The sequence below is a fragment of the Pseudomonas sp. FP2300 genome, from assembly GCF_030687595.1.
Classification (GTDB): domain Bacteria; phylum Pseudomonadota; class Gammaproteobacteria; order Pseudomonadales; family Pseudomonadaceae; genus Aquipseudomonas; species Aquipseudomonas bijieensis.
The window spans coordinates 1,316,759-1,342,946 of record NZ_CP117440.1; the positions used below are offsets into that span (position 1 = coordinate 1,316,759).

Below are 26,188 nucleotides of genomic sequence, written 5' to 3' on the forward strand. Positions count from 1 at the left end.
TCGTTTTCATGGAAAAGACCAAGCAGGCCGTGCCGTTCGCGGTGCCGCGCCACGTGGCGATCATCATGGACGGCAACAACCGCTGGGCCAAGAAGCGCTTTATGCCTGGCGTTGCCGGGCACAAGGCGGGGGTCGATGCGGTTCGTGCGGTCATCGAGGTGTGCGCCGAGGCAGGGGTCGAGGTGCTGACCCTGTTCGCCTTCTCCAGCGAGAACTGGCAGCGGCCGGCCGATGAAGTCAGCGCCTTGATGGACCTGTTCCTCAAGGCCCTGCGTCGTGAGGCCAAACGCCTCAACGACAACAAGATCAGCTTGCGCATCATCGGCGATCGTTCGCGTTTCCATCCCGAGTTGCAGGCTGCGATGCGTGAAGCCGAGGCCGCGACAGCAGGTGCCGATCGCTTTGTCCTGCAGATCGCCGCCAACTATGGCGGTCAGTGGGACATTGCCCAGGCTGCCCAGCGGTTGGCGCGGGAAGTCCAGGCTGGGCACCTGCGTCCGGAAGACATCACGCCGCAACTGCTGCAGACCTGCCTGGCGACCGGCGACCTGCCGTTGCCGGACCTGTGCATCCGTACCGGTGGCGAGCATCGCATCAGCAACTTCCTGCTCTGGCAGCTGGCTTATGCCGAGCTGTACTTCTCCGACCTGTTCTGGCCGGACTTCAAACACGAAGCCATGCGCACCGCGCTGGCCGATTTCGCTTCCCGTCAGCGTCGCTTCGGTAAAACGAGCGAGCAGATCGAAGCTGGAGCCCGGGTTTAATGCTCAAACAACGAATCATCACTGCCCTGATCCTGTTGCCCATTGCCCTGGGTGGTTTTTTCCTGCTCGAAGGCGCCAGTTTTGCGCTGTTCATCGGCCTGGTCGTGACCTTGGGGGCGTGGGAGTGGGCGCGGTTGGCGGGTTTTCCTGCGCAGTCGGCCCGCGTGGCTTACGCCGCGGCCGTGGCGGCCATGCTGTTCATCATGTACGTGGTGCCCGGCCTCGCGCCTTGGGTGCTGGGCGCTGCGGTGCTGTGGTGGGCGACAGCGACCTTCCTGGTCCTGACTTATCCGCGCACGACCCATCATTGGGCCAACGCAGCGACCAAGCTGGTGATCGGCCTGTTGATCCTGCTGCCGGCCTGGCAAGGGCTTATCTGGATCAAGCAAGGCCCGCTGGGTAACTGGCAGATCATGGCCGTGATGGTGCTGGTCTGGGGGGCCGATGTTGGCGCCTATTTCTCCGGCAAGGCCTTCGGCAAGCGCAAGCTGGCGCCGAAAGTCAGTCCCGGCAAGAGTTGGGAGGGCGTCTATGGTGGCCTGGCCTTGAGTCTGGTGATCACCACCGTGGTCGGCTTCGTGCGGGACTGGACGGTGGCGCAACTGCTGATGGGGCTCATTGGTGCAGCCCTGATCGTATTTGTGTCCGTGGTCGGCGACCTGACCGAAAGCATGTTCAAGCGCCAATCCGGGATCAAGGACAGCAGTAACCTGTTGCCCGGTCACGGTGGCGTGCTGGACCGTATCGACAGTCTTACCGCCGCGATCCCGATCTTTGCCGTGCTGTTGTGGATGGCGGCATCGTGAGTCGCCCCCAGCAGATCACCGTCCTTGGCGCGACCGGTTCGATCGGCCTGAGTACGCTTGACGTCATCGGCCGGCATCCGGAGCGTTACCAGGTGTTCGCCCTCAGCGGCTTCACGCGCTTGAGTGAATTGCTGGCATTGTGCATACGCCACACGCCACGGTTTGCCGTAGTGCCTGAGGCCGGCGTGGCGCGGGCGTTGCAGGACGATCTGCGCGCAGCCGGTTTGCACACTCGCGTGCTGGTGGGGGAGGAAGGGCTCTGCCAAGTGGCCTCAGACCCTGAAGTCGATGCCGTGATGGCGGCAATCGTCGGTGCGGCGGGCTTGCGTCCGACGCTGGCGGCGGTGGAGGCCGGCAAGAAGATCCTGCTGGCCAACAAAGAGGCGCTGGTGATGTCCGGCGCACTGTTCATGCAGGCTGTGCGCAAAAGCGGTTCGGTGTTGCTGCCCATCGACAGCGAGCACAATGCGATTTTCCAGTGCATGCCGCAGGACTTTTCCCGTGGCCTCGGTGCGGTGGGGGTCCGGCGGATTTTGCTGACAGCCTCCGGTGGTCCGTTCCGGCAGACGCCGCTGGAAGAATTGATGCATGTTTCACCCGAGCAGGCCTGTGCGCACCCGAATTGGTCCATGGGGCGCAAGATTTCCGTGGATTCGGCCAGCATGATGAACAAAGGCCTGGAGCTGATCGAGGCCTGCTGGCTATTCGATGCCAAGCCGTCCCAGGTCGAGGTGGTGATTCATCCCCAGAGCGTGATTCACTCCCTGGTGGACTACGTCGACGGTTCGGTACTGGCCCAGTTGGGCAACCCGGATATGCGCACCCCGATCGCCAATGCCCTGGCCTGGCCAGAGCGCATCGATTCGGGCGTTGCGCCGCTGGACCTGTTCGCCATCGCCCGCCTGGATTTCCAGGCTCCCGATGAGCAGCGTTTCCCTTGCCTGCGCCTGGCGCGCCAGGCGGCCGAGGCGGGCGACAGTGCCCCGGCCATGCTTAACGCCGCCAATGAAGTGGCGGTTGCAGCGTTTCTCGATGGACGTGTCCGTTACCTCGAGATCGCGAGTATCATCGAGGAAGTCTTGAATCTCGAGGCCGTGGTTTCGGTCGATGACCTCGATACAGTGTTTACGGCGGATGCCAGGGCTCGTGAGTTGGCGGGCCAATGGCTGCAGCGCCACGGGCGTTGAAGCTGCGATACGTTAGCCAGGGCTACCCTGGACAGGATTGCGGAGAAAACAGATGAGCGCGCTCTATATGATTGTCGGCACCCTGGTTGCCTTGGGGGTGTTGGTCACATTTCACGAATTCGGTCATTTCTGGGTCGCACGTCGCTGTGGCGTCAAGGTCCTGCGTTTTTCCGTGGGCTTCGGCATGCCCTTGCTGCGCTGGCACGACAAGAAAGGCACCGAGTTCGTCGTGGCGGCCATCCCGCTGGGCGGCTACGTGAAAATGCTCGACGAGCGTGAAGGCGAAGTGCCTGCTGATCAGCTCGACCAATCCTTCAATCGCAAGACCGTCCGTCAGCGCATTGCCATCGTCGCGGCGGGGCCGATTGCCAACTTCCTGCTGGCCATGGTGTTTTTCTGGGCCCTGGCCATGCTGGGCAGCGAACAAGTGCGTCCGGTCATCGGTGCGGTGGAGGCTGGCAGCGTTGCCGCCCGCGCCGGGTTGGGTGCCGGGCAGGAAATCGTCGCTATCGACGGCGAGCCGACGTCGGGCTGGGCTGCTGTCAATCTGCAACTGGTGCGGCGCCTGGGTGAGAGCGGTTCGTTGCAATTGATGGTGCGCGAGCAGGGCTCCACGGTGGATTCACCTCGCGAACTGGCATTGGATAACTGGCTCAAAGGTGCCGACGAGCCCGATCCGATCCGATCCCTGGGGATTCGGCCATGGCGGCCAGCGTTGCCACCGATACTCGCAGAACTCGACCCGAAAGGCCCGGCCCAGGCTGCTGGCCTGAAAACCGGCGATCGGTTGCTGGCACTCGATGGCCAGCCGGTCAGCGATTGGCAGCAGGTGGTCGATTCGGTTCGCGTACGTCCTGATACCAAAATTGTGCTGCGCATCGAGCGCGACGGTGCTCCAATCGACGTCCCGGTGACCCTGGCCGCCCGTGGCGAAAGCAAGGCGCCGACCGGTTACCTGGGGGCGGGTGTCAAGGCGGTCGACTGGCCGCCGGAAATGATCCGCGAGGTCAGTTTCGGCCCTGTGGCGGCGATTGGCGAGGGTGCGCGTCGTACCTGGACCATGAGCGTCCTGACGCTGGACTCGCTCAAGAAAATGTTGTTCGGCGAGCTCTCGGTAAAAAACTTGAGTGGACCGATAACCATTGCTAAAGTGGCGGGCGCTTCTGCCCAGTCGGGCGTCGCTGATTTCCTGAATTTCCTTGCTTATCTGAGCATTAGCCTGGGGGTTCTGAATTTGCTGCCTATCCCGGTACTGGATGGGGGGCATCTGCTGTTTTATCTGATCGAGTGGGCGCGTGGTCGTCCCTTGTCGGATCGGGTGCAAGGTTGGGGGATACAGATCGGCATCAGCTTGGTGGTCGGGGTCATGTTGCTTGCCCTCGTCAACGATCTGGGTCGTCTGTAACGCTTCGCTGAATTGCGAATCTGCCGCATTTTGCGGCAGTTTGTTTATTGCCAGTTGGAATAAGAAAGGACTTCATGAAACGTCTGCTGCTAACTGCGGTTCTCACCGTATTGATGATCGCCGAAGTTCACGCCGAGTCCTTCACTATCTCTGATATTCGCGTCAATGGCCTCCAGCGGGTCTCCGCGGGTAGCGTCTTTGGTGCCTTGCCGTTGAACGTCGGCGAGCAGGCGGATGATCGGCGCCTGGTGGAATCCACTCGTGCGCTGTTCAAGACCGGCTTCTTTCAAGATATCCAACTGGGCCGTGACGGCAATGTCCTGGTCATCACCGTTGTCGAGCGTCCCTCGGTCGCCAGTATCGAGATCGAAGGCAACAAGGCGATCTCCACTGAAGACCTGATGAAGGGCCTCAAGCAATCCGGCCTGGCCGAAGGCGAGATCTTCCAGCGCGCCACCCTCGAAGGTGTGCGTAACGAGCTGCAACGCCAGTACGTTGCCCAGGGCCGCTACTCGGCCACTGTCGACACCGAAGTGGTGCCGCAGCCGCGCAACCGCGTCGGCCTGAAGGTCAACATCAACGAAGGCACCGTGGCGGCCATCCAGCACATCAACGTGGTGGGCAACACGGTTTTCCCGGATGAAGACCTGATCGACCTGTTCGAACTCAAGACCACCAACTGGCTGTCGTTCTTCAAGAACGACGACAAGTACGCCCGTGAAAAGCTCTCCGGTGACCTGGAGCGCCTGCGTTCCTACTACCTGGACCGTGGCTACATCAACATGGACATCGCTTCGACCCAGGTGTCCATCACCCCGGACAAGAAGCACGTCTACATCACCGTCAACGTCAACGAAGGCGAAAAATACACCGTTCGTGACGTCAAGCTCAGCGGTGACCTGAAGGTCCCCGAAGACCAGGTCAAGTCGCTGTTGCTGGTGCAGAAGGGCCAGGTGTTCTCGCGCAAGCTGATGACCACCACGTCCGAGCTGATCACCCGCCGCCTGGGTAACGAGGGCTACACCTTCGCCAACGTCAACGGCGTGCCACAGCCCCACGATGAAGACCATACCGTCGACATCACCTTCGCCGTGGACCCGGGCAAGCGTGCCTACGTCAACCGCATCAACTTCCGTGGCAACACCAAGTCCGAGGACGAAGTGCTGCGCCGTGAAATGCGCCAGATGGAAGGTGGCTGGGCTTCGACCTACCTGATCGACCAGTCCAAGACCCGCCTCGAGCGCCTGGGCTTCTTCAAGGAAGTCAACGTCGAGACGCCGGCCGTACCGGGCGTCGATGACCAGGTCGACGTGAACTACAGCGTCGAGGAGCAGGCTTCCGGCTCGATCACCGCCAGTGTCGGTTTCGCCCAGAGCGCCGGCCTGATCCTCGGTGGCTCGATCACCCAGAACAACTTCCTGGGTACTGGTAACAAGGTCAGCATCGGCTTGACCCGCAGTGAGTACCAGACCCGCTACAACTTCGGCTTCGTGGACCCCTACTGGACTGCCGACGGTGTGAGCCTGGGCTACAACGCCTTCTATCGCACCACCGACTATGACGAGCTTGATTCCGATATCTCCAGCTACGCGGTGGACAGCTACGGTGTCGGCGCCAACGTGGGCTACCCGATCAGCGAGACTTCGCGCCTGACGTTCGGTCTGACTGCCCAGCAGGACAAGATCAACACCGGTCGCTACACCGTCGACGAGATCTTCGATTTCGTTAACAAGGAAGGCGACAGCTACCTGAACTTCAAGGCGTCCGCCGGCTGGTCCGAGTCGACCCTGAACAAAGGTGTGTTGGCGACCCGTGGCCATTCCCAGAGCCTGGTGTTCGAAACCACCACTCCTGGCAGCGACCTGTCGTTCTTCAAGCTCGACTACCGTGGCCAGTTGTTCCAGCCGCTGTCTGATAACTACACCATGCGCCTGCACACTGAACTGGGCTATGGTGACGGCTACGGTTCGACCGATGGCCTGCCGTTCTACGAGAACTACTACGCCGGTGGTTTCAACTCGGTACGTGGCTTCAAGGACAGTACCCTGGGCCCGCGCAGTACGCCGAGCCGAGGCAACAACCCAGGCACAATTGCCGACCCGGACCAGGATCCACTACCGTTCGGCGGCAACGTACTGATCCAGGGTGGCCTCGAGGTCTTGTTCCCGATGCCGTTCGTCAAGGATCAACGCTCCCTGCGTACCTCGGTATTCTGGGACGTGGGTAACGTATTCGACTCCAAGTGCAGCGACACCACTAACGCCAACGGCACCAGGTCCAACACACAGTGCAACGACATCAGCCTGAGCAACATGGCCAGTTCCGTTGGTGTGGGCGTGACCTGGGTCACCGCGCTGGGTCCATTGAGTTTCGCGCTGGCAATGCCGATCAAGAAACCGGATGACGCTGAAACCCAAGTGTTCCAATTCTCCCTCGGCCAGACGTTCTAAGTATCTGGCCCAAGATAACGACAATGGATTTTGTAGGAGTACATCGTGCGTAAGTTGACTCAATTGGTTCTCCTGGCGACCGTACTGGTCGCAGGTCCGGCTTTTGCCGACATGAAGATCGCCGTGCTGAATTATCAGATGGCCTTGCTGGAGTCCGACGCGGCGAAGAAATACGCCGTGGATGCGGAGAAAAAGTTCGGCCCGCAACTGACCAAGCTCAAGGGCCTGGAAAGCAGCGCCAAGGGCATCCAGGATCGTCTGGTAGCCGGTGGCGACAAGATGGCCCAGGGCGAGCGCGAGCGTCTGGAGCTTGAATTCAAGCAAAAGGCCCGTGACTTCCAGTTCCAGTCCAAGGAGCTGAACGAAGCGAAAGCCGTTGCTGACCGCGAAATGCTCAAGCAACTCAAGCCGAAACTCGACAGCGCCGTGGAAGAAGTCATCAAGAAAGGTGGTTTTGACCTGGTGTTCGAGCGTGGCGCAGTGATCGATGTCAAGCCTCAATACGACATCACGCGCCAGGTGATCGAGCGCATGAATCAGCTGAAGTAATCCATGACAGCGACTATCAAGCTCGGCCAATTGGCCGAGTTCCTCGGCGCCACCCTGCGTGGCGACCCGGAGAAGGCAATTACTGGGCTAGCCACTTTGCAAGAGGCTGGCCCAGCTCAGTTGAGCTTTCTGGCAAATCCCCAATACCGCAAGTACCTGGCCGACAGCCGGGCTGCCGCGCTGTTGCTCAAGGCCGCTGATGCCGATGGGTTTGCCGGCGATGCCCTGATCGTGCCTGATCCGTACCTGGCGTATGCACGAATCTCCCACCTGTTCGACCCCAAGCCCAAGTCGGCTGCTGGTATTCATCCCAGCGCAGTGATTGCGGCGGATGCCGTGGTCGATCCCACGGCCAGCGTCGGTCCGTTCGTGGTCATCGAAAGCGCGGCCCGAATCGGTGCCGGCGTTACGCTGGGCGCCCATTGTGTCATCGGCGCGCGCAGCGAGATCGGCGAAGGCGGCTGGCTGGCGCCACGCGTCACCCTGTACCACGATGTGCGCATCGGCAAGCGGGTCGTGATTCAGTCCGGCGCAGTGCTGGGCGGTGAAGGGTTCGGTTTCGCCAACGAAAAAGGCATCTGGCAAAAGATCGCCCAGATTGGTGGCGTCACCGTTGGCGATGATGTGGAGATCGGCGTCAACACCGCGATCGACCGTGGTGCCCTGGCCGACACGGTCATCGGCAATGGCGTCAAGCTCGACAACCAGATCCAGATCGCCCACAACGTCCAGGTCGGTGATCACACCGCCATGGCGGCCTGCGTGGGCATCTCCGGCAGCACCAGGATCGGCAAGCACTGCATGCTCGCCGGTGGCGTGGGGTTGGTGGGGCATATCGATATCTGTGACAACGTGTTCCTGACCGGGATGACCATGGTGACCCACTCGATTACCGAGCCGGGTGCCTATTCTTCCGGTACGGCCATGCAACCGGCAGCCGAATGGCGCAAGAGCGCGGCCCGTATCCGCCAGCTCGATGACATCGCGCGGCGCCTCAAGCAGGTGGAAAAGCGTGTAGGGGACGTGACCCCTGGCGGTAATGCTTCATCAGATGGCTGATACCATTTCCATATCAAGTGTGCACAGCCGTTAGGGCTTCTTGATTTGCTAGCGGAGTGCGCGTCACTCGTGCGCTCCCAATCTTTACATAGGCTTCCCCCCGAAATGATGGACATCAACGAGATTCGCGAATACCTGCCTCACCGTTACCCGTTCCTGCTGGTGGATCGGGTGGTGGACCTGGACGTTGAAGGCAAGCGCATTCGCGCCTACAAGAATGTCAGCATCAACGAGCCGTTCTTCAATGGCCACTTCCCCGCGCATCCGATCATGCCGGGCGTGCTGATCATCGAGGCAATGGCTCAGGCTGCCGGGATCCTTGGTTTCAAAATGCTCGACGTAAAGCCTGCCGACGGCACGCTCTATTACTTCGTCGGCTCCGACAAGCTGCGTTTCCGTCAGCCGGTCACCCCGGGCGATCAGTTGATCCTCGAAGCCAAGTTCATCAGTTGCAAGCGCCAGATCTGGAAATTCGAATGCCAGGCTTCGGTCGACGGCAAGCCAGTCTGTTCCGCTGAAATCATCTGTGCGGAACGCAAGCTATGAGTTTGATTGACCCTCGCGCAATCATCGATCCGACGGCCGTCCTGGCCGCCGATGTCGAGGTCGGCCCGTGGTCGATTGTCGGCGCAGGTGTGGAAATCGGCGAGGGTACGGTGATCGGTCCCCACGTAGTGCTCAAGGGCCCGACCCGGATTGGTCGTCACAATCGCATCTACCAGTTTTCTTCGGTAGGCGAGGATACGCCCGATCTCAAATACAAAGGTGAAGAGACCCGTCTGGTCATCGGCGATCACAACGTGATCCGTGAAGGCGTGACGATTCACCGTGGCACCGTTCAGGATCGTTCCGAAACGACCCTGGGCGACCACAACCTGATCATGGCCTATGCGCACATCGGCCATGACAGCGTGATCGGCAACCATTGCATCCTGGTCAACAACACCGCGCTGGCTGGCCATGTGCACGTGGATGATTGGGCGATCCTGTCCGGGTTCACCCTGGTGCACCAGTATTGCCATATCGGCGCCCATAGCTTCTCTGGCATGGGCACGGCCATTGGCAAGGACGTCCCGGCCTATGTCACGGTGTTCGGTAACCCGGCCGAAGCCCGAAGCATGAACTTCGAAGGTATGCGTCGTCGTGGTTTCAGCGAAGAGGCGATTACGGCGCTGCGTCGTGCCTACAAGGTCGTGTATCGCCAGGGCCTGACGGTCGAGCAGGCGCTCGCCGAACTGGCCGAGGCCTCGACGCAGTACCCGGAAGTCGCGATCTTCCGCGACTCCATCCAGTCTTCGACCCGCGGCATCACTCGCTGACCATGGCTAACTTGCGTGTTGCACTGGTGGCGGGAGAGGCTTCCGGTGACATTCTGGGCGCCGGTCTGATGCGGGCGCTCAAGGCGCAGCATCCGGCGGTCGAATTCATCGGTGTCGGCGGGCCGTTGATGGAGGCCGAGGGGCTGACGTCCTATTTTCCGATGGAGCGTTTGTCGGTCATGGGGCTGGTGGAAGTGCTCGGTCGCCTGCGCGAGCTGCTGGCCCGACGCAAGAAGCTGATCCAGACCCTGATCGATGAAAAGCCGGATGTGTTCATCGGCATCGATGCCCCGGATTTCACCCTCAATATCGAACTCAAGTTGCGTCAGGCCGGGATCAAGACCGTGCACTACGTCAGCCCGTCGGTCTGGGCCTGGCGGCAGAAGCGGGTGCTGAAGATTCGCGAAGGCTGCGACCTGATGTTGACGTTGCTGCCGTTCGAAGCCCGGTTCTACGAAGAGAAGGGCGTACCGGTGCGGTTCGTCGGGCACACCCTGGCCGATACCATTCCCCTGGAAGCCGACCGCGATGCGGCTCGCCAGGCGTTGGGCCTGCCCGAAGGGCCTCTGGTGGCCTTGATGCCCGGCAGTCGGGGCGGCGAGGTGAGTCGCCTGGGTGGCTTGTTCTTTGACGCCGCCGAACGCCTTCGGGCGCTGCGCCCAGGTGTGCGTTTTGTCTTGCCGTGTGCCAGTGCACAGCGCCGGGCTCAGTTGGAAGCGCTGCTGGTCGGCCGCGATTTGCCGGTGACGTTGCTCGACGGCCGTTCCCATGAAGCGCTGGCGGCTTGCGATGCGGTGTTGATTGCCTCCGGTACTGCTACCCTTGAGGCATTGTTGTATAAACGCCCGATGGTGGTCGCCTATCGCCTGGCACCGCTGACGTTCTGGATTCTCAAGCGCATGGTCAAGAGTCCCTACGTTTCCTTGCCGAACCTGTTGGCCCAGCGCCTGTTGGTGCCGGAGCTGCTGCAGGACGAAGCGACCGCCGAGGCGTTGGCCAACACGCTGTCGCCCTTGCTCGACGGCGGTGAGGAGCAGACCCGGGGCTTTGACGAAATCCACCGTACCCTGCGTCGCGATGCCTCCAACCAGGCCGCAGACGCAGTACTGACCCTGATCGGCGCAAAACCATGAGTAACTCGAAGCTACAGATGGGCCTGGACTTCAACCTGGTTGCCGAAGTGGAAGAGCTGGTGGCCGGTGTCGATGAGGTGGGGCGTGGCCCATTGTGCGGCGCAGTGGTGACGGCGGCGGTGATTCTCGACCCGAAGCGGCCGATCCTTGGCCTCAACGATTCGAAGAAACTCACTGAGGCTCGTCGGGAAAAACTCTACGACGAGATCTGCGAGAAAGCCCTGAGCTGGTGCATCGCCCGGGCCGAAGTCGAAGAAATCGATGAACTCAATATCCTGCACGCCACCATGCTCGCCATGCAGCGTGCCGTGCAGGGGCTGCATATCACGCCGAAGCTGGCGATGATCGATGGCAATCGCTGCCCGAAACTGTCGATGCGCGCCGAAGCGGTCATCCAGGGCGACGGCAAGGTACCGGCCATCGCGGCGGCCTCGATCCTGGCAAAGGTCAGCCGCGATCGGGAAATGAGCGCCTTCGAGCTGATCTACCCGGGCTATGGCATCGGCAGTCACAAAGGCTATCCAACCCCCGTTCATCTGGAAGCCCTGGCGCGCCTGGGGCCAACGCCGATCCACCGGCGTTCGTTCGCGCCGGTGCGGCTGGCTTATGAAGCGCGTGAAGGTCTGATCGTCAGCAGCCAGTGCCCTGTGTCTTAAGGGCAACACCGCTTTTGTGGCGAGGGAGCTTGCTCCCGCTGGGCTGCGCCGCAGCCCCCTGGGTGAAATTGCAATTGCAGGTGTGGGTGCTACGCACCCAAACGGGAGCAAGCTCCCTCGCCACAAGCAAGCTCCCCTCGCCACGGATTCAATCTCTCAAGTGAACAACATGGGTTGCAGGCTGATGTTTTACCCAAGGCCCGGTACAATCCGGGCCTTGTTGTTTTCATGACTTAACGCAGGATCACTATGCCGGCTTCATTCGTTCATCTACGCCTGCACACTGAATACTCCCTGGTCGACGGTCTGGTGCGGATCAAGCCCCTGGTCAAGACCCTGGTGGGCATGAACATGCCTGCCGTGGCGGTCACCGACCAGAACAACATGTGTTCGCTGGTCAAGTTCTACAAGGCCTCCATGGGTGCCGGGATCAAGCCGATCTGTGGGGCCGACCTGTGGCTGTCGAACAAGGACCCGGATGCCCCGCTGAGCCGTATCAGCCTGCTGGTGATGAACGCCGTGGGTTATCGCAACCTCACCGAGCTGATCTCCCGTGGCTTTATCGACGGCCAGCGCAATGGTTCGATCATCATCGAGCGCGAGTGGGTGGCCGAGGCCAGCGAAGGGCTGATCATGCTGTCGGCGGCCAAGGAAGGTGAAATCGGCCTGGCCCTGCTCAGTGGCAACCCCGAGGAAGCCGAGACCCTGGCCCGTGACTGGATGTCGGTGTTCCCGGACCGCTTCTACATCGAGGTGCAGCGCACCAATCGTCCCAACGACGAAGAGCACCTGCATGCCGCCGTGGCCCTGGCCGACAAGATCGGCGCGCCGCTGGTGGCGACCAACGACGTGCGCTTCATCAAGCAGGAAGACTTCGAGGCCCACGAAACCCGTGTCTGCATCGGTGAAGGTCGCGCCCTCGATGACCCGCGACGTCCAAAGAACTACAGCGACCAGCAATACCTCAAGAGCGCCGAGGAAATGGCCGAGTTGTTCAGCGACCTGCCCGAGGCGCTGGAAAACACCGTCGAGATCGCCAAGCGCTGCAACATCGAAGTGAAGCTGGGCAAGCACTTCCTGCCCAACTTCCCGATTCCCGATGGCATGACCATCGACGAGTATTTCCGCAAAGTGTCCTTCGACGGCCTGGAGGAACGCCTCAGCGTCCTGCTGCCCAAAGACACCACTGAAGATTATGAAGCCAAGCGCCAGGTCTATGTCGACCGCTTGAATTTCGAGTTGGATATCATCATCCAGATGGGGTTCCCCGGTTACTTCCTGATCGTGATGGACTTCATCCAGTGGGCCAAGAACAACGGCGTGCCGGTGGGCCCTGGCCGTGGGTCGGGCGCCGGGTCGCTGGTGGCCTACGTACAGAAGATCACCGACCTCGATCCGCTGGAATATGACCTGCTGTTCGAACGTTTCCTCAACCCGGAACGGGTGTCCATGCCCGACTTCGACGTCGACTTCTGCATGGACGGTCGCGACCGGGTGATCGACTACGTGGCCGAGAAATACGGTCGCAACGCGGTGAGCCAGATCATCACTTTCGGTTCCATGGCCGCCAAGGCTGTGGTGCGCGACGTGGCGCGGGTGCAGGGCAAGTCCTACGGTTTGGCGGATCGTCTGTCGAAGATGATCCCGTTCGAAGTCGGCATGACCCTGGAAAAAGCCTACGAGCAGGAAGAAATCCTGCGGGACTTCATCAAGGTCGATGAAGAAGCCGCGGAAATCTGGGAGATGGCACGCAAGCTCGAAGGCGTGGTGCGTAACGTCGGTAAACACGCCGGGGGCGTGGTGATCGCGCCGACCAAGCTGACGGACTTCTCGCCGATCTATTGCGACGAAGAGGGCGACGGCCTGGTGACCCAGTTCGACAAGGATGACGTCGAGGCGGCGGGCCTGGTGAAGTTCGACTTCCTCGGCCTGCGGACCCTGACCATCATCGACTGGGCCCTGAAGACCATCAACCGTGACCGGGCCAAGGTCGGCGAAGAGCCGCTGGACATCGCCTTCATCCCGCTGGATGACAAGCCGACCTACAGCCTGCTGCAAAAAGCCGAAACCACGGCGGTGTTCCAGCTCGAATCCCGGGGCATGAAAGAGCTGATCAAAAAGCTCAAGCCCGACTGCCTGGAAGACCTGATCGCACTGGTGGCCCTGTTCCGTCCGGGCCCGTTGCAGTCGGGCATGGTGGACGACTTCATCAACCGTAAGCACGGTCGCGCCGAACTGGCGTATCCGCATCCCGACTACCAGTACGACGGCCTCAAGCCGGTGCTGGCGCCGACCTACGGCATCATCCTGTACCAGGAACAGGTGATGCAGATTGCCCAGGTGATGGCCGGCTACACCCTCGGTGGTGCGGACATGCTGCGCCGAGCCATGGGTAAGAAAAAGCCCGAGGAAATGGCCAAGCAGCGTGGCGGTTTCATTGAAGGTTGCGCGAACAACGGTATCGATGCGGACCTGGCCGGTAACATCTTCGACCTGGTGGAAAAGTTCGCTGGCTACGGCTTCAACAAATCCCACTCCGCCGCCTATGGCCTGGTGTCCTACCAGACCGCGTGGCTGAAGGCCCATTATCCAGCGCCGTTCATGGCCGCGGTACTGTCGGCGGATATGCACAACACCGACAAGGTCGTGACCTTGATCGAAGAAGTGCGGACCATGAAGCTGCGCCTCGACGCACCGGACGTGAACGCTTCGGAGTTCAAGTTCACGGTGAACGACGAAGGTCGCATCATCTACGGTCTCGGTGCGATCAAGGGCGTGGGCGAGGGCCCGGTGGAGGCCATCACCGAAGCGCGCCAGGACGGGCCGTTCAAGGACCTGTTCGATTTCTGCGCCCGGGTCGACCTCAAGCGCATCAACAAGCGCACCCTCGACGGTTTGATCCGCAGCGGGGCATTGGACCGCCTGGGGCCGTACTTCCAGGATGAGCCCAAGGCCTACCAGGCCAACATCGACCGCAATCGCGCGGTGTTGCTGGCAGCCATGGAAGAAGCGATCAAGGCCGCCGAACAGACCGCCCGCACCCACGATAGCGGTCACGCCGACCTGTTTGGCGGGCTGTTCGTCGAAGAGGACGCCGATGTCTACGGCAACCATCGCAAGGCCAAGGAACTGACCCTCAAGGAACGCCTCAAGGGTGAGAAAGACACCTTGGGGCTGTACCTCACCGGGCACCCGATCGATGAATACGAAGGCGAGATCCGCCGCTTCGCCCGCCAGCGCATCATCGACCTCAAGCCGGCTCGCGATACGCAGACCGTCGCCGGCATGATCATCGCCCTGCGGGTGATGAAGAACAAAAAGGGCGACAAGATGGGCTTCATCACCCTCGACGACCGCTCCGGGCGCATCGAGGCTTCGTTGTTCGCCGATGCGTTCCACTCGGCGCAATCGCTGCTGCAGACCGACGCGATGGTGGTGGTGGAAGGCGAGGTCAGCAATGATGACTTTTCCGGTGGCCTGCGGCTGCGGGTCAAGCGGGTGATGAGCATGGAAGATGCCCGTACCAACCTGGCCGAGAGCCTGCGCCTGAAGTTGCAGACCCAGGATCTCAAGGGCGATCAGCTACGCTGGTTGGGCGAATTGTTCAAGCGCCATCGCGGTGCCTGCCCGATCACCATGGAGTACGTGCGCCCCGATGCCAAGGCTGTGCTGCAGTTCGGCGAGGGCTGGCGAATCGATCCGGCGGATGCGTTGATTCAAGCCTTGCGTGACCAGTTCGGCAAAGACAACGTCTTCCTCCAATACCGTTGACGGCCAGGGGCCATTCTTGAAACCGGAATGCCCCTGATCTCGACCCGAATTTTTAATCTCGACCTGAACGCGCCTCTCCCTTAAGGTAGGCGCGAATAGACAACCGGCCGGCCCAAGCTCTCTTGGACGTCGACCCAAGACGGACGCCTATGAACCCGAATTTTCTAGATTTCGAACAGCCGATCGCCGACCTGCAAGCCAAGATCGAAGAGTTGCGCTTGGTCGGTAATGACAATTCGCTGAATATCGGCGATGAAATCTCTCGTCTGCAGGACAAAAGCCGCACGCTGACCGAAGACATCTTCGGCAAGCTGACCAGCTGGCAGATCGCCCGCCTGGCGCGTCATCCACGTCGTCCCTACACCCTGGACTACATCGAGCACATCTTTACCGAGTTCGATGAGTTGCATGGCGACCGTCACTTCTCCGACGACGCCGCGATCGTCGGCGGTGTCGCCCGCCTGGAAGACCAGCCGGTGATGGTGATCGGTCACCAGAAAGGCCGTGAAGTGCGCGAGAAGGTACGCCGCAACTTCGGCATGCCGCGTCCGGAAGGCTACCGCAAGGCCTGTCGCCTGATGGAAATGGCCGAGCGCTTCAAGATGCCGATCCTGACGTTCATCGATACACCGGGCGCCTACCCGGGCATCGACGCCGAAGAGCGCAACCAGAGCGAGGCGATTGCCTGGAACCTGCGGGTCATGGCTCGCCTGAAAACCCCGATCATCGCCACTGTGATCGGCGAAGGCGGTTCGGGCGGTGCGCTGGCCATCGGGGTCTGCGATCAACTGAACATGCTGCAATATTCCACTTATGCGGTGATCTCGCCGGAAGGCTGCGCCTCGATCCTGTGGAAAACCGCCGAGAAGGCGCCGGACGCGGCTGAAGCCATGGGCATTACTGCCGAGCGTCTCAAAGGCCTGGGCATCGTCGACAAAGTGATCAACGAGCCAGTGGGCGGTGCCCACCGTGACCCGGCTGCGGCCGCGGCACTGATCCGTGCCGAGCTGAGTTCGCAACTGTCGATGCTCAAGAAGTTCGACAACGACGCGCTGCTGGCTCGTCGTTACGAACGGTTGATGAGCTACGGTCTCTGATCTGACCAAGCTTCCAGCAGTTGTGGGGGCCAGTGTGGGAGCGGGCTTGCTCGCGAAAGCGGTTTAACATTCAACCCATGTGTTGACTGATTCACCGCCTTCGTGAGCAAGCCCGCTCCCACATTTGATTTGTGCCAAGGCTGATACCCATGAACACAAGCATCGACCTGCCCACCCGGCTCCTCACACAGCTATCCCCCTGGCGCAACGCCGCTACCTGGCGCATCGCCTTCTCCGGCGGCCTCGATTCCACCGTCCTGCTGCACCTGCTTGCGTCCCTGGCAAAAACCCAAACCCTGCCGCCCCTGAGTGCTATCCACATCCATCATGGCCTCCAGGCTGTGGCCGATGCATGGCCGGACCATTGTCGTTCGGTCTGCAACGCGCTTGGAGTACCGCTTGAGGTAGTGAGCGTGCAAGTCCAGCCCGGCGCCAGCATCGAGCGCGCTGCCCGGGACGCTCGTTATGGTGCCTTCGTGGCGGCGCTCCGCAGCAATGAAGTGCTGCTTACCGCCCAGCACCGCGACGACCAGGCCGAAACCCTGTTGTTTCGTTTGCTGCGTGGGGCAGGGGTGAGGGGCTTGGCGGCGATGCCGAGGCAGCGTCCGCTGGGCCAGGGCTGTTTGCTGCGACCCCTGCTCGACGTGTCCCGCGCTGAGCTGGAGGCCTATGCGACGCAACAAGGCTTGAGCTGGATCGAAGATCCCTCCAACGACGACCACCGTTACGCGCGCAATTATCTGCGCCAACGGGTTTTTCCAGTGCTGGCCGAGCAATGGCCGCAAGCTTCGGCGACCCTGGCCCGCAGCGCTGCGCACATGGGCGAAGCCCAAGGTTTGCTGGATGATCTGGCGCGGATCGACCTGGCCCAGGCCGCGCCCCCGGACGCGTTCGATTGGCTTGGTCTGCAATCCCTGGCGCTGGCGCCTTTGCGGGCGTTGTCGCCGGCCCGTCAGCGTAACGCGTTGAGCCATTGGTTGGCGCCGATGACCCTGCTGCCCGACAGCGATCACTGGTCGGGCTGGGATTCGTTGCGCGATGCCGCAGACGATGCCCGGCCGATCTGGCGGCTGGCCGGTGGTGAGTTGCGCCGGGCCGCCGGGCGGGTCTGGTGGTTATCCGACCACTGGCTATGTCCGGTGTCAGGCGCCGTCGGCTGGGCGGATCCGGTGGTTGCGCTGTACTTGCCGGGCAATGGTCGGGTGGCACTCAACGGCAAGCCACCTGCGGGACCGCTTTGCGTGCGCTATCGTCAAGGCAGCGAGGTGATGGCGTTACCGGGTCGTGGTCATCGTGACCTCAAGCGTTTGCTCAATGAAAAGGGCGTGCCGGCGTTCGTTCGCGGCCGATTGCCGCTGCTGTATCAGGGCGAGCAATTGCTGGCGGTGGCCAACCTGGCCGGGCTCGATGCGCCGGTTGATGGCAGTTGGCAATTGATCTGGACGCCAGGAAGCCAAGATCTGGGTTTGAGCTGAAAGGGGCTTTCCGGTAGACTACGCTCCCTTCTTGATACAACTTCTGTGGATTCGCCTGAATTGCAGGAGTTGCCGATTACCAAGCAGTCTTTGCTGGGCGATTCCAAAAAATGTGTAGCGAGCAACGTACCGGTGATTTCACTTCCGGTCTGTCCCAACGCGGCGGTTTTTTTGAAAGGTGCACTGTGATTAATGCAGGTGATCGGGGGCTTCGGCCTTCCTTCGCTTTCCCCGGCGGCTCGGACCGCTTTAACGCAGACTTCTAGGGTTTTTCATGACGCGCTACATATTCGTCACGGGCGGTGTTGTTTCTTCATTGGGGAAAGGCATTGCCTCGGCTTCATTGGCGGCCATCCTGGAGGCGCGGGGACTTAAGGTCACCATGCTCAAGCTGGACCCGTACATCAACGTTGACCCGGGCACCATGAGCCCGTTCCAGCACGGTGAAGTGTTCGTCACCCATGACGGCGCCGAGACCGACCTGGACCTGGGCCACTACGAGCGGTTCATCCGCACGACCATGACCCAGAACAACAACTTCACCACCGGCCGTGTCTACGAACACGTGCTGCGCAAAGAGCGCCGTGGTGACTACCTGGGCGCGACCATCCAGGTCATCCCGCACATCACCGACGAAATCAAGCGCCGCATCATCAAGGGTGCTGGCGATGCCGACGTGGCGATGGTCGAGATCGGCGGCACCGTGGGCGACATCGAGTCGCAACCGTTCCTCGAAGCCATCCGCCAGTTGCGTTTCGAGATCGGCGCCAAGCGCGCGATGCTGATGCACCTGACGCTGGTGCCGTACATCGCCACCGCGGGTGAAACCAAGACCAAGCCAACCCAGCACTCGGTCAAGGAACTGCGTTCCATCGGCCTGCAGCCGGATGTGCTGATCTGCCGCTCCGATCACCCGATCGACATTTCTTCGCGTCGCAAGATCGCCCAGTTCACCAACGTTGAAGAGCGCGCGGTCATCGGCCTGGAAGACGCCGACACCATCTACAAGATCCCGGGCATCCTGCACTCCCAGGGCCTGGACGATTTCGTCGTCGAGCGCTTCGGCCTGCAGTGCGCTGGCGCCGACCTGTCCGAATGGGATGCCGTGGTCGATGCCAAGCTCAACCCGGAACACGAAGTCACCATCGCCATGGTCGGCAAGTACATGGAACTGCTGGACGCCTACAAGTCGCTGATCGAAGCGATGAGTCACGCCGGTATCAGCAACCGTACCAAGGTCAACCTGCGCTACATCGATTCCGAAGACATCGAGAACCAGGGCACCGGCCTGCTCGAGGGCGCCGATGCGATCCTCGTGCCGGGCGGCTTCGGCCTGCGGGGCGTGGAAGGCAAGATCACGGCCGTGCAGTACGCTCGCGAAAACAAGGTGCCTTACCTGGGTATCTGCCTGGGCATGCAAGTGGCGGTCATCGAGTTCGCCCGTAACGTATTGGGCTGGAAAGACGCCAACTCCACCGAGTTCGACCGTGCCAGCGGCCATCCGGTCGTGGGCCTGATCACCGAGTGGGAAGACGCCACCGGTGCCGTGGAAATCCGTACCGAAGCTTCCGACCTGGGCGGCACCATGCGCCTCGGCGCCCAGGATTGCCTGCTCGAAGCCGGCTCCAAGGTGCACGATTGCTACGCCAAGGATGTGATCGTCGAGCGTCACCGTCATCGCTACGAAGTGAACAACAACCTGCTGCCGCAACTGATCGAGGCCGGCCTGAAGATCTCCGGTCGTTCCGGTGACGGCGCGTTGGTGGAAGTGGTCGAGGCGCCGGATCATCCATGGTTCGTCGCCTGCCAATTCCACCCCGAGTTCACCTCGACGCCACGGGACGGTCATCCACTGTTCAGTGGTTTCGTGAAAGCCGCTTTGGCTCAACACCAGAAAAAGGCATAAGACGATGGCCCAGAAGATCATTCGTGTCGGCGACATCGAGGTTGCCAACGACAAGCCCATGGTGCTGTTTGGCGGCATGAACGTGCTGGAAAGCCGCGACATGGCGATGCAGGTCTGCGAGGAATACGTGAAGGTCACCCAGAAACTGGGTATCCCTTATGTCTTCAAGGCCAGCTTCGACAAGGCCAACCGCTCGTCCGTGACGTCCTACCGTGGCCCGGGCCTGGAAGAAGGCATGCGGATCTTCCAGGACATCAAGCAAGCCTTTGGCGTGCCGATCATCACCGACGTCCACGAGCCAGTCCAGGCCGCGGTCGCCGCCGAGGTCTGCGACGTCATCCAGTTGCCGGCCTTCCTGTCGCGCCAGACCGACCTGGTGGTCGCGATGGCCAAGACCGGTGCGGTGATCAACATCAAGAAAGCCCAATTCCTCGCGCCCCAGGAGATGAAACACATCCTGAGCAAGTGTGAAGAAGCCGGCAATGACCAGTTGATCCTCTGCGAGCGTGGTTCGAGTTTCGGCTACAACAACCTGGTGGTGGACATGCTCGGCTTCGGCATCATGAAGCAGTTCGAATACCCGGTGCTCTTCGACGTGACGCACGCCTTGCAGATGCCGGGCGGTCGCTCCGACTCCGCCGGCGGTCGTCGCGCCCAGGTCACCGACTTGGCCAAGGCTGGCATGAGCCAGTCCCTGGCCGGTCTGTTCCTCGAGGCCCACCCCGATCCGGACAACGCCAAGTGCGACGGCCCTTGTGCCTTGCGCTTGAACAAGCTGGAACCTTTCCTGTCTCAGCTCAAGGCATTGGATGAGCTGGTCAAGAGTTTTCCGACGATAGAAACCGCGTAACGCGGTTTTCTCCGGTAGAGTACCGCTCGATTATCGCTCTGGCCCGCTGGCCGCACTGCTCTTGTGGGAGCATGGCTTGCCAGCGATGGCGTCCTTGAGGTCCCCATCGCCGGCAAGCCGTGCTCCCACAGCGTTTTCGTCAACTTTGGAGTGTTTACAACAATGGCAAAAATCGTCGACATCAAAGGTCGTGAAGTTCTCGACTCCCGTGGCAACCCCACTGTCGAAGCGGACGTGCTTCTCGACAACGGCATCATCGGCAGCGCCTGCGCGCCGTCCGGTGCTTCCACTGGCTCGCGCGAAGCGCTGGAGCTGCGTGATGGCGACAAGAGCCGTTACCTGGGCAAGGGCGTGCTCAAAGCCGTCGCCAACATCAACGGTCCGATCCGTGAGCTGTTGCTGGGCAAGGATCCTGCCGACCAGAAAGCCCTCGATCACGCAATGATCAAGCTCGACGGTACTGAAAACAAAGCCACCCTGGGCGCCAACGCGATCCTCGCCGTATCCCTGGCCGCTGCCAAGGCCGCTGCCCAGGACCAGGACCTGCCGCTGTACGCCCACATCGCCAACCTCAACGGTACCCCGGGCGTCTACTCGATGCCGGTGCCGATGATGAACATCATCAACGGTGGCGAGCACGCCGATAACAACGTCGACATCCAGGAATTCATGGTGCAGCCGGTTGGCGCCAAGACCTTCTCCGAAGGCCTGCGCATGGGCACCGAGATTTTCCATCACCTCAAGGCTGTGCTCAAAGCCCGTGGCCTGAGCACCGCTGTTGGCGACGAAGGTGGTTTCGCTCCGAACCTGGCCTCCAACGAAGACGCGCTGAAAGTGATCTCCGAAGCCGTGGCCAACGCTGGCTACAAGCTGGGCACCGACGTGACCCTGGCCCTGGACTGCGCCGCCAGTGAGTTCTTCGAAGACGGTAAATACAACCTGTCTGGCGAAGGCCAGGTGTTCACCGCCGAAGGTTTCGCCGACTACCTCAAGGGCCTGACCGAGCGTTACCCGATCATCTCCATCGAGGATGGTCTGGACGAATCCGACTGGGCTGGCTGGAAAATCCTCACCGACAAGATCGGCGAGAAAACCCAGCTGGTGGGTGACGACCTGTTCGTGACCAACACCAAGATCCTGAAAGAGGGCATCGACAAGAAGATTGCCAACTCGATCCTGATCAAGTTCAACCAGATCGGCACCCTGACCGAAACCCTGGAAGCCATCCAGATGGCCAAGGCCGCCGGCTACACTGCCGTGATCTCCCACCGCTCCGGCGAAACCGAAGATTCGACCATCGCCGACCTGGCCGTGGGCACTGCGGCGGGCCAGATCAAGACCGGTTCGCTGTGCCGTTCCGACCGCGTTTCCAAGTACAACCAACTGCTGCGTATCGAAGAGCAGTTGAACGGCAAGGCCAAGTACAACGGTCGCGCCGAGTTTCGCGGCTAAGCAGTAAATGGTAAAAAGACAGCGGATTGTGTCGAAAAGGTCGCCTTGGCGGCGGTTTTGCTTCTAATCTGATGCCTTATCAAGCACAAGCCTGGTTTTTCCAGGCTTCGTGCTATCAGACGTTTCAAAGTTTGGCATGGCTGTCTTTTTTCACTGGATACCTGATATTCGATGCGCAGTCCCAATTGGTTGTTTCTTGTCTTGCTCCTGTTGCTGGCCGGCCTGCAGTACCGCCTGTGGGTGGGCAATGGCAGTCTGGCGCAAGTGGCCGACCTGACTCAGCAAATAGCCGATCAGCATGCGGAAAACGAAGCATTGCTGGAGCGCAATCGGGTGATGGACGCTGAGGTCAGCGAGTTGAAAAAAGGCATGGAGACCGTTGAAGAGCGGGCTCGCCATGAACTGGGCATGGTCAAGGAGGGTGAAACCCTCTACCAGTTGGCCCAATGAGTATCCGTTTGCCGGCCTTCTGGGCCGTGATTCCTGCCGCGGGCGTCGGTGCCCGTATGGCTGCGGACCGTCCCAAGCAATACTTGCAACTGGGCGGGCGCACAATTCTCGAACACAGCCTTGGCTGTTTCCTCGATCACCCGACCGTTAAAGGCGTGGTGGTCAGCGTTGCCCACGATGATCCTTACTGGCCGACCCTGGCCTGCGCCAACGACCCGCGCATCCAGCGCGTGGACGGTGGCGAGCAGCGTTCGGACTCCGTGCTCAATGCTTTGCTGCATCTGCACGAACAGGGTGCCGACGATTACGATTGGGTGCTGGTGCATGACGCCGCCCGGCCCAACCTGGCCCGGGATGACCTGGATACATTGCTCAGTGAACTGGCGAACGACCCGGTCGGCGGCCTGCTGGCCGTCCCGGCGCGCGATACCCTCAAGCGTGTCGACAAGCAGGGCCGCGTGCTGGAAACCGTTGATCGCAGTGTGATCTGGCAAGCCTACACGCCACAGATGTTCCGCCTCGGCGCCTTGCATCGGGCCCTCGCCGATAGCCTGGTGGCGGATGCGCTGATTACCGACGAAGCGTCCGCCATGGAATGGGCGGGGCAGGCGCCACGGTTGATCGAAGGGCGGGCCGATAACATCAAGGTCACTCGGCCGGAAGATCTGGAGTGGTTGCGCCAGCGCTGGGCGAATCGGCATTAACCAGAGATGCGGCACGTCCTGAATCGCCATCGCGAGCAGGCTCGCTCCCACAAGGGATCTTGGCTGTACACAAAATTTGCAGGCACTGAAGATCCAATGTGGGAGCGAGCCTGCTCGCGATAGCAATCGCTCAGACAACCCGAAAAACCAGTGCTACCCTCGATACTCCGGTCGCTGCGCCAATCCCTCCTTCAAGTAATCCACCAACTTGCGCACCTTCGGCGACAGATGCCGCTGCTGCGGATATAGCGCCCACACCGCCGTATTCGGCGGCTGATGAGCCTCCAGCAGCGAGATCAACGCGCCGCTGTGCAGATGTTCCAGCACGTAATAATCCGGCAGTTGGCACAACCCGACCCCTTGCAGCGCCGCATCGAGCACCGCTTGCCCACTGTTGCAGCGCCAGTTTCCTTGTACCCGCTGGGAAAATTCCCGCCCGTTCTGCTCTAACTGCCAAATGTCGGAACTGCCGATCAAGCAATTGTGGCGGCTCAGTTCCGACAAACTATGGGGTCGGCCATAGCGTTCCAGATAAGAAGGTGAAGCACACAAGTACATGCGCCGGGGTGCCAGACGCGTAGCGACCAGGCGCGAGTCCTGCAAACGACCCAGGCGTATGGCCAGGTCCAGTCCTTCATGAACCAGGTCCAGTGGGCGGTTGCTCAGTTCAATATCCACCCGCAACTGTGGATAAAGGCCCATGAACCGCGTCACCAGCGGCACGATAAACCGTTCGCCATAGGCCACGGCGCAGGTCATTCGCAGCATGCCCTTGGGTTCGCTGGTGAGATCGCCCACCGCTCGCAACGCTTCCTCGCGGCCATCCTGCAGGCGCTGGCAGTGCTGCAAAAAAGTCTGCCCGGCCTCGGTGAGGGTGACCCGGCGGGTGCTGCGGTAGAGCAACCGTGTCTGAAGGCGTTCTTCCAGCCGTACGATTTGTCGACTGATATGGGAAGACGAAACCCCAAGACGTTCGGCTGCGGCGGTGAATTGACTGCATTCGGCCACGGCGACGAACTCGTCGATCCCTTCCCAGCGGTTGTCGGACATAACGATTATCCCTGTACAGCAATAATGTTTTGCTTTTGGTTGGATTATTCATCGTCCAGTGGAGGATTACACTCCCGGTCTTGTTTTTATTTGCTGGAGAACCCGGATGATCAAGTCGCGCGCTGCCGTTGCCTTCGAGGCCAAGAAACCCCTGGAAATCGTTGAAGTCGACGTCGCCATGCCCAAGGCGGGCGAAGTGCTGTTGCGTGTGGTGGCTTCCGGTGTCTGCCACACCGATGCCTATACCTTGTCGGGCGCTGACCCGGAAGGAATCTTCCCGTCGATCCTCGGCCATGAAGGCGGCGCCATTGTCGAAGCCATCGGCGAAGGCGTGACGTCGGTGGCGGTGGGTGACCATGTGATCCCGCTGTACACGCCGGAGTGCGGCCAGTGCAAATTCTGTAAGTCGGGCAAGACCAACCTGTGCCAGGCGATTCGCGCCACCCAGGGCAAAGGCCTGATGCCGGACGGTACTTCGCGTTTTTCCTACAAAGGCGAGACGATTTTCCACTACATGGGCACCTCGACGTTCTCGGAGTACACCGTGTTGCCGGAGATCTCCGTCGCGAAGATCCCAAAAGAAGCGCCGCTGGAAAAAGTCTGCCTGCTGGGTTGTGGCGTCACCACTGGCATTGGCGCGGTGATCAACACCGCCAAGGTCAAGCCGGGTGACACCGTGGCGATCTTCGGCCTGGGCGGCATCGGCCTGTCGGCGGTGATTGGCGCGGTGAAGGCCAAGGCCTCGCGCATCATCGCCATCGACATCAACCCGGCCAAGTTCGAAATCGCCAAGCAACTGGGCGCCACCGATTGCGTCAACCCGAAAGACTTCGACCGTCCGATCCAGGAAGTCATCGTCGACATGACTGACGGCGGCGTGGACTTTTCCTTCGAGTGCATCGGCAATGTCCAATTGATGCGTGCTGCGCTGGAGTGCTGCCACAAAGGTTGGGGCGAGTCGGTGATCATCGGTGTCGCCGGGGCCGGCCAGGAAATCGCCACCCGTCCATTCCAGTTGGTGACCGGACGCGTCTGGCGCGGCTCGGCGTTTGGCGGCGTGCGTGGTCGCAGCGAGTTGCCAAGCTATGTGGAAATGGCCGAGAAGGGCGAGATTCCGCTGGATACTTTCATCACCCACACCATGGGCCTGGAAGATATCAACAAGGCATTCGACCTGATGCATGAAGGCAAGAGCATCCGCACCGTCATCCATTTCTGAGGTCGGTCATGAGTCTGGAAAACATTTCCTGCCAGAAAAGCTTCGGCGGCTGGCACAAGCGTTACCGGCACCGTTCCGAAGTGCTCGGGTGCGACATGGTGTTTGCCGTATACCTGCCGCCGCAAGCCGAGCAGGGCGGCAAGTTGCCGGTGCTGTATTGGTTGTCCGGGTTAACCTGCACCGACGAAAACTTCATGCAAAAGGCCGGTGCCCAGCGCATGGCCGCCGAGCTGGGGTTGATCATCGTTGCGCCGGACACCAGCCCACGAGGCGCCGATGTGCCGGGCGATCCGGACGGTGCCTGGGATTTCGGCCTGGGGGCGGGCTTTTATCTGAACGCCACGCAGGAGCCGTGGGCCCGGCACTATCGGATGCATGACTACGTGGTGCAGGAATTGCCGACACTCGTCGAGGCGCATTTCCCGGCCTCGGATAAACGCGGCATCAGTGGTCATTCCATGGGTGGCCATGGCGCGTTGATCTGTGCCTTGCGCAACCCGGGGCGTTACCGTTCGGTGTCGGCCTTTTCGCCGATCAACAATCCGATGGATTGCCCATGGGGCCAGAAAGCGTTCTCTCGTTACCTGGGGGAAGACCGCTCGAAATGGCGCGAATGGGATGCCTGCGCGCTGATCTCCGAAGCCGACGAGAAACTGCCATTGCTGGTGGATCAGGGCGATCGCGATGACTTCCTGGCTAATCAGCTCAAGCCCGAAGCCCTGCAGCAAGCCGCCAAGGCCGCTGGTCATCCGCTGGAGTTGCGCCTGCAACCGGGCTACGACCACAGCTACTTCTTCATCGCCAGCTTCATTGACGACCACTTGCAGCATCATGCGCGCGCTCTAAACGCCTAATGCAGGTAGAATCACGCCCTGACAAAAAACGG

The 26,188-nt window shown here is 60.9% G+C and carries 22 protein-coding genes; 21 read left to right on the forward strand and 1 reads right to left on the reverse strand.

What is annotated here, in order from left to right; translation table 11 throughout:
* The first annotated feature begins 8 nt into the window (after positions 1–8).
* The 19 genes from uppS (at position 9) to ispD (ending at position 23,033) form a co-directional block, all read left to right on the forward strand.
* Entirely contained in the window at positions 9–764 is a 756-nt protein-coding gene (gene uppS, locus PSH86_RS05705) for a polyprenyl diphosphate synthase (protein WP_109753711.1), read from the forward strand.
* Positions 764–1,570, forward strand: a complete 807-nt coding sequence (locus tag PSH86_RS05710) for a phosphatidate cytidylyltransferase (RefSeq protein ID WP_163855171.1) — start codon at positions 764–766, stop codon at positions 1,568–1,570. Before uppS ends, PSH86_RS05710 begins: the two co-directional genes overlap by 1 nt.
* Positions 1,567–2,757 (forward strand): 1-deoxy-D-xylulose-5-phosphate reductoisomerase, encoded by a 1,191-nt coding sequence (ispC, locus tag PSH86_RS05715; RefSeq protein WP_116831568.1) that lies wholly within the window; start codon positions 1,567–1,569, stop codon positions 2,755–2,757. The genes PSH86_RS05710 and ispC overlap by 4 nt, the downstream gene beginning before the upstream one ends.
* A 52-nt stretch (positions 2,758–2,809) precedes the next feature.
* Positions 2,810–4,162, forward strand: coding sequence for a sigma E protease regulator RseP (rseP, locus tag PSH86_RS05720; protein ID WP_109753714.1), 1,353 nt, complete (start codon positions 2,810–2,812; stop codon positions 4,160–4,162).
* A 74-nt stretch (positions 4,163–4,236) separates the two neighbouring features.
* Positions 4,237–6,612 carry an outer membrane protein assembly factor BamA gene (gene bamA, locus PSH86_RS05725; RefSeq protein ID WP_116831569.1) on the forward strand — a complete coding sequence of 792 codons (2,376 nt, stop codon included), beginning with the start codon at positions 4,237–4,239 and terminating at the stop codon, positions 6,610–6,612.
* Between the two features lie 45 nt (positions 6,613–6,657).
* A complete protein-coding gene (locus tag PSH86_RS05730; RefSeq protein WP_003184901.1) occupies positions 6,658–7,161 on the forward strand; it encodes an OmpH family outer membrane protein in 504 nt (167 codons plus the stop codon).
* A gap of 3 nt (positions 7,162–7,164) precedes the next feature.
* Positions 7,165–8,220, forward strand: a complete 1,056-nt coding sequence (lpxD, locus tag PSH86_RS05735; protein WP_116831570.1) for a UDP-3-O-(3-hydroxymyristoyl)glucosamine N-acyltransferase — start codon at positions 7,165–7,167, stop codon at positions 8,218–8,220.
* A gap of 105 nt (positions 8,221–8,325) precedes the next feature.
* Positions 8,326–8,766: a 3-hydroxyacyl-ACP dehydratase FabZ gene (gene fabZ / locus PSH86_RS05740; protein ID WP_003184897.1), complete on the forward strand. Its 441-nt coding sequence runs from the start codon at positions 8,326–8,328 to the stop codon at positions 8,764–8,766.
* Positions 8,763–9,539 carry an acyl-ACP--UDP-N-acetylglucosamine O-acyltransferase gene (gene lpxA, locus PSH86_RS05745; protein WP_109756634.1) on the forward strand — a complete coding sequence of 259 codons (777 nt, stop codon included), beginning with the start codon at positions 8,763–8,765 and terminating at the stop codon, positions 9,537–9,539. The genes fabZ and lpxA overlap by 4 nt, the downstream gene beginning before the upstream one ends.
* Before the next feature lie 2 nt (positions 9,540–9,541).
* Positions 9,542–10,672, forward strand: a complete 1,131-nt coding sequence (gene lpxB, locus PSH86_RS05750; RefSeq protein ID WP_116831571.1) for a lipid-A-disaccharide synthase — start codon at positions 9,542–9,544, stop codon at positions 10,670–10,672.
* Complete coding sequence (gene rnhB / locus PSH86_RS05755; RefSeq protein ID WP_116831572.1) at positions 10,669–11,328, forward strand: ribonuclease HII; 660 nt, start codon at positions 10,669–10,671, stop codon at positions 11,326–11,328. Before lpxB ends, rnhB begins: the two co-directional genes overlap by 4 nt.
* 249 nt (positions 11,329–11,577) lie before the next feature.
* On the forward strand, positions 11,578–15,099 hold the full coding sequence (gene dnaE / locus PSH86_RS05760) for a DNA polymerase III subunit alpha (protein WP_109756631.1): 3,522 nt from the start codon (positions 11,578–11,580) through the stop codon (positions 15,097–15,099).
* Between the two features lie 149 nt (positions 15,100–15,248).
* Positions 15,249–16,196: an acetyl-CoA carboxylase carboxyltransferase subunit alpha gene (locus PSH86_RS05765; protein WP_047701999.1), complete on the forward strand. Its 948-nt coding sequence runs from the start codon at positions 15,249–15,251 to the stop codon at positions 16,194–16,196.
* Positions 16,197–16,345: 149 nt separating this feature from the next.
* On the forward strand, positions 16,346–17,671 hold the full coding sequence (gene tilS / locus PSH86_RS05770; RefSeq protein WP_163855167.1) for a tRNA lysidine(34) synthetase TilS: 1,326 nt from the start codon (positions 16,346–16,348) through the stop codon (positions 17,669–17,671).
* Between the two features lie 274 nt (positions 17,672–17,945).
* Entirely contained in the window at positions 17,946–19,577 is a 1,632-nt protein-coding gene (locus PSH86_RS05775; protein ID WP_109756629.1) for a CTP synthase, read from the forward strand.
* Positions 19,578–19,581: 4 nt separating this feature from the next.
* Positions 19,582–20,427, forward strand: coding sequence for a 3-deoxy-8-phosphooctulonate synthase (gene kdsA / locus PSH86_RS05780; RefSeq protein ID WP_063322754.1), 846 nt, complete (start codon positions 19,582–19,584; stop codon positions 20,425–20,427).
* A gap of 162 nt (positions 20,428–20,589) precedes the next feature.
* Positions 20,590–21,879 (forward strand): phosphopyruvate hydratase, encoded by a 1,290-nt coding sequence (gene eno, locus PSH86_RS05785; RefSeq protein ID WP_072408299.1) that lies wholly within the window; start codon positions 20,590–20,592, stop codon positions 21,877–21,879.
* Between the two features lie 171 nt (positions 21,880–22,050).
* Entirely contained in the window at positions 22,051–22,329 is a 279-nt protein-coding gene (gene ftsB, locus PSH86_RS05790; protein ID WP_025212129.1) for a cell division protein FtsB, read from the forward strand.
* A complete protein-coding gene (ispD, locus tag PSH86_RS05795) occupies positions 22,326–23,033 on the forward strand; it encodes a 2-C-methyl-D-erythritol 4-phosphate cytidylyltransferase (protein ID WP_109756628.1) in 708 nt (235 codons plus the stop codon). The genes ftsB and ispD overlap by 4 nt, the downstream gene beginning before the upstream one ends.
* Positions 23,034–23,186: 153 nt before the next feature.
* Here the strand turns inward: ispD and PSH86_RS05800 are convergent, their stop codons facing one another.
* Positions 23,187–24,083 carry a LysR substrate-binding domain-containing protein gene (locus tag PSH86_RS05800; RefSeq protein WP_109756627.1) on the reverse strand — a complete coding sequence of 299 codons (897 nt, stop codon included), beginning with the start codon at positions 24,081–24,083 and terminating at the stop codon, positions 23,187–23,189.
* Positions 24,084–24,189: 106 nt separating this feature from the next.
* On the opposite strand from PSH86_RS05800, the gene PSH86_RS05805 reads away from it, so the two are divergent.
* Both PSH86_RS05805 and fghA read left to right on the forward strand, forming a co-directional pair.
* Positions 24,190–25,302 carry an S-(hydroxymethyl)glutathione dehydrogenase/class III alcohol dehydrogenase gene (locus tag PSH86_RS05805; protein ID WP_024779034.1) on the forward strand — a complete coding sequence of 371 codons (1,113 nt, stop codon included), beginning with the start codon at positions 24,190–24,192 and terminating at the stop codon, positions 25,300–25,302.
* Between the two features lie 8 nt (positions 25,303–25,310).
* Positions 25,311–26,156 carry an S-formylglutathione hydrolase gene (gene fghA / locus PSH86_RS05810; protein ID WP_109756626.1) on the forward strand — a complete coding sequence of 282 codons (846 nt, stop codon included), beginning with the start codon at positions 25,311–25,313 and terminating at the stop codon, positions 26,154–26,156.
* Positions 26,157–26,188: the final 32 nt, after the last annotated feature.

Excerpts from the sequence above, each read along its gene's own strand:
- uppS (WP_109753711.1), top strand. The coding sequence starts at position 9 with ATGGAAAAGACCAAGCAGGCCGTGCCGTTCGCGGTGCCGCGCCACGTG.
- PSH86_RS05710 (WP_163855171.1), top strand. The coding sequence starts at position 764 with ATGCTCAAACAACGAATCATCACTGCCCTGATCCTGTTGCCCATTGCC.
- rseP (WP_109753714.1), top strand. The coding sequence starts at position 2,810 with ATGAGCGCGCTCTATATGATTGTCGGCACCCTGGTTGCCTTGGGGGTG.
- bamA (WP_116831569.1), top strand. The coding sequence starts at position 4,237 with ATGAAACGTCTGCTGCTAACTGCGGTTCTCACCGTATTGATGATCGCC.
- lpxD (WP_116831570.1), top strand. The coding sequence starts at position 7,165 with ATGACAGCGACTATCAAGCTCGGCCAATTGGCCGAGTTCCTCGGCGCC.
- fabZ (WP_003184897.1), top strand. The coding sequence starts at position 8,326 with ATGATGGACATCAACGAGATTCGCGAATACCTGCCTCACCGTTACCCG.
- lpxA (WP_109756634.1), top strand. The coding sequence starts at position 8,763 with ATGAGTTTGATTGACCCTCGCGCAATCATCGATCCGACGGCCGTCCTG.
- lpxB (WP_116831571.1), top strand. The coding sequence starts at position 9,542 with ATGGCTAACTTGCGTGTTGCACTGGTGGCGGGAGAGGCTTCCGGTGAC.
- rnhB (WP_116831572.1), top strand. The coding sequence starts at position 10,669 with ATGAGTAACTCGAAGCTACAGATGGGCCTGGACTTCAACCTGGTTGCC.
- dnaE (WP_109756631.1), top strand. The coding sequence starts at position 11,578 with ATGCCGGCTTCATTCGTTCATCTACGCCTGCACACTGAATACTCCCTG.
- PSH86_RS05765 (WP_047701999.1), top strand. The coding sequence starts at position 15,249 with ATGAACCCGAATTTTCTAGATTTCGAACAGCCGATCGCCGACCTGCAA.
- tilS (WP_163855167.1), top strand. The coding sequence starts at position 16,346 with ATGAACACAAGCATCGACCTGCCCACCCGGCTCCTCACACAGCTATCC.
- PSH86_RS05775 (WP_109756629.1), top strand. The coding sequence starts at position 17,946 with ATGACGCGCTACATATTCGTCACGGGCGGTGTTGTTTCTTCATTGGGG.
- kdsA (WP_063322754.1), top strand. The coding sequence starts at position 19,582 with ATGGCCCAGAAGATCATTCGTGTCGGCGACATCGAGGTTGCCAACGAC.
- eno (WP_072408299.1), top strand. The coding sequence starts at position 20,590 with ATGGCAAAAATCGTCGACATCAAAGGTCGTGAAGTTCTCGACTCCCGT.
- ftsB (WP_025212129.1), top strand. The coding sequence starts at position 22,051 with ATGCGCAGTCCCAATTGGTTGTTTCTTGTCTTGCTCCTGTTGCTGGCC.
- ispD (WP_109756628.1), top strand. The coding sequence starts at position 22,326 with ATGAGTATCCGTTTGCCGGCCTTCTGGGCCGTGATTCCTGCCGCGGGC.
- PSH86_RS05800 (WP_109756627.1), bottom strand. The coding sequence starts at position 24,083 with ATGTCCGACAACCGCTGGGAAGGGATCGACGAGTTCGTCGCCGTGGCC.
- PSH86_RS05805 (WP_024779034.1), top strand. The coding sequence starts at position 24,190 with ATGATCAAGTCGCGCGCTGCCGTTGCCTTCGAGGCCAAGAAACCCCTG.
- fghA (WP_109756626.1), top strand. The coding sequence starts at position 25,311 with ATGAGTCTGGAAAACATTTCCTGCCAGAAAAGCTTCGGCGGCTGGCAC.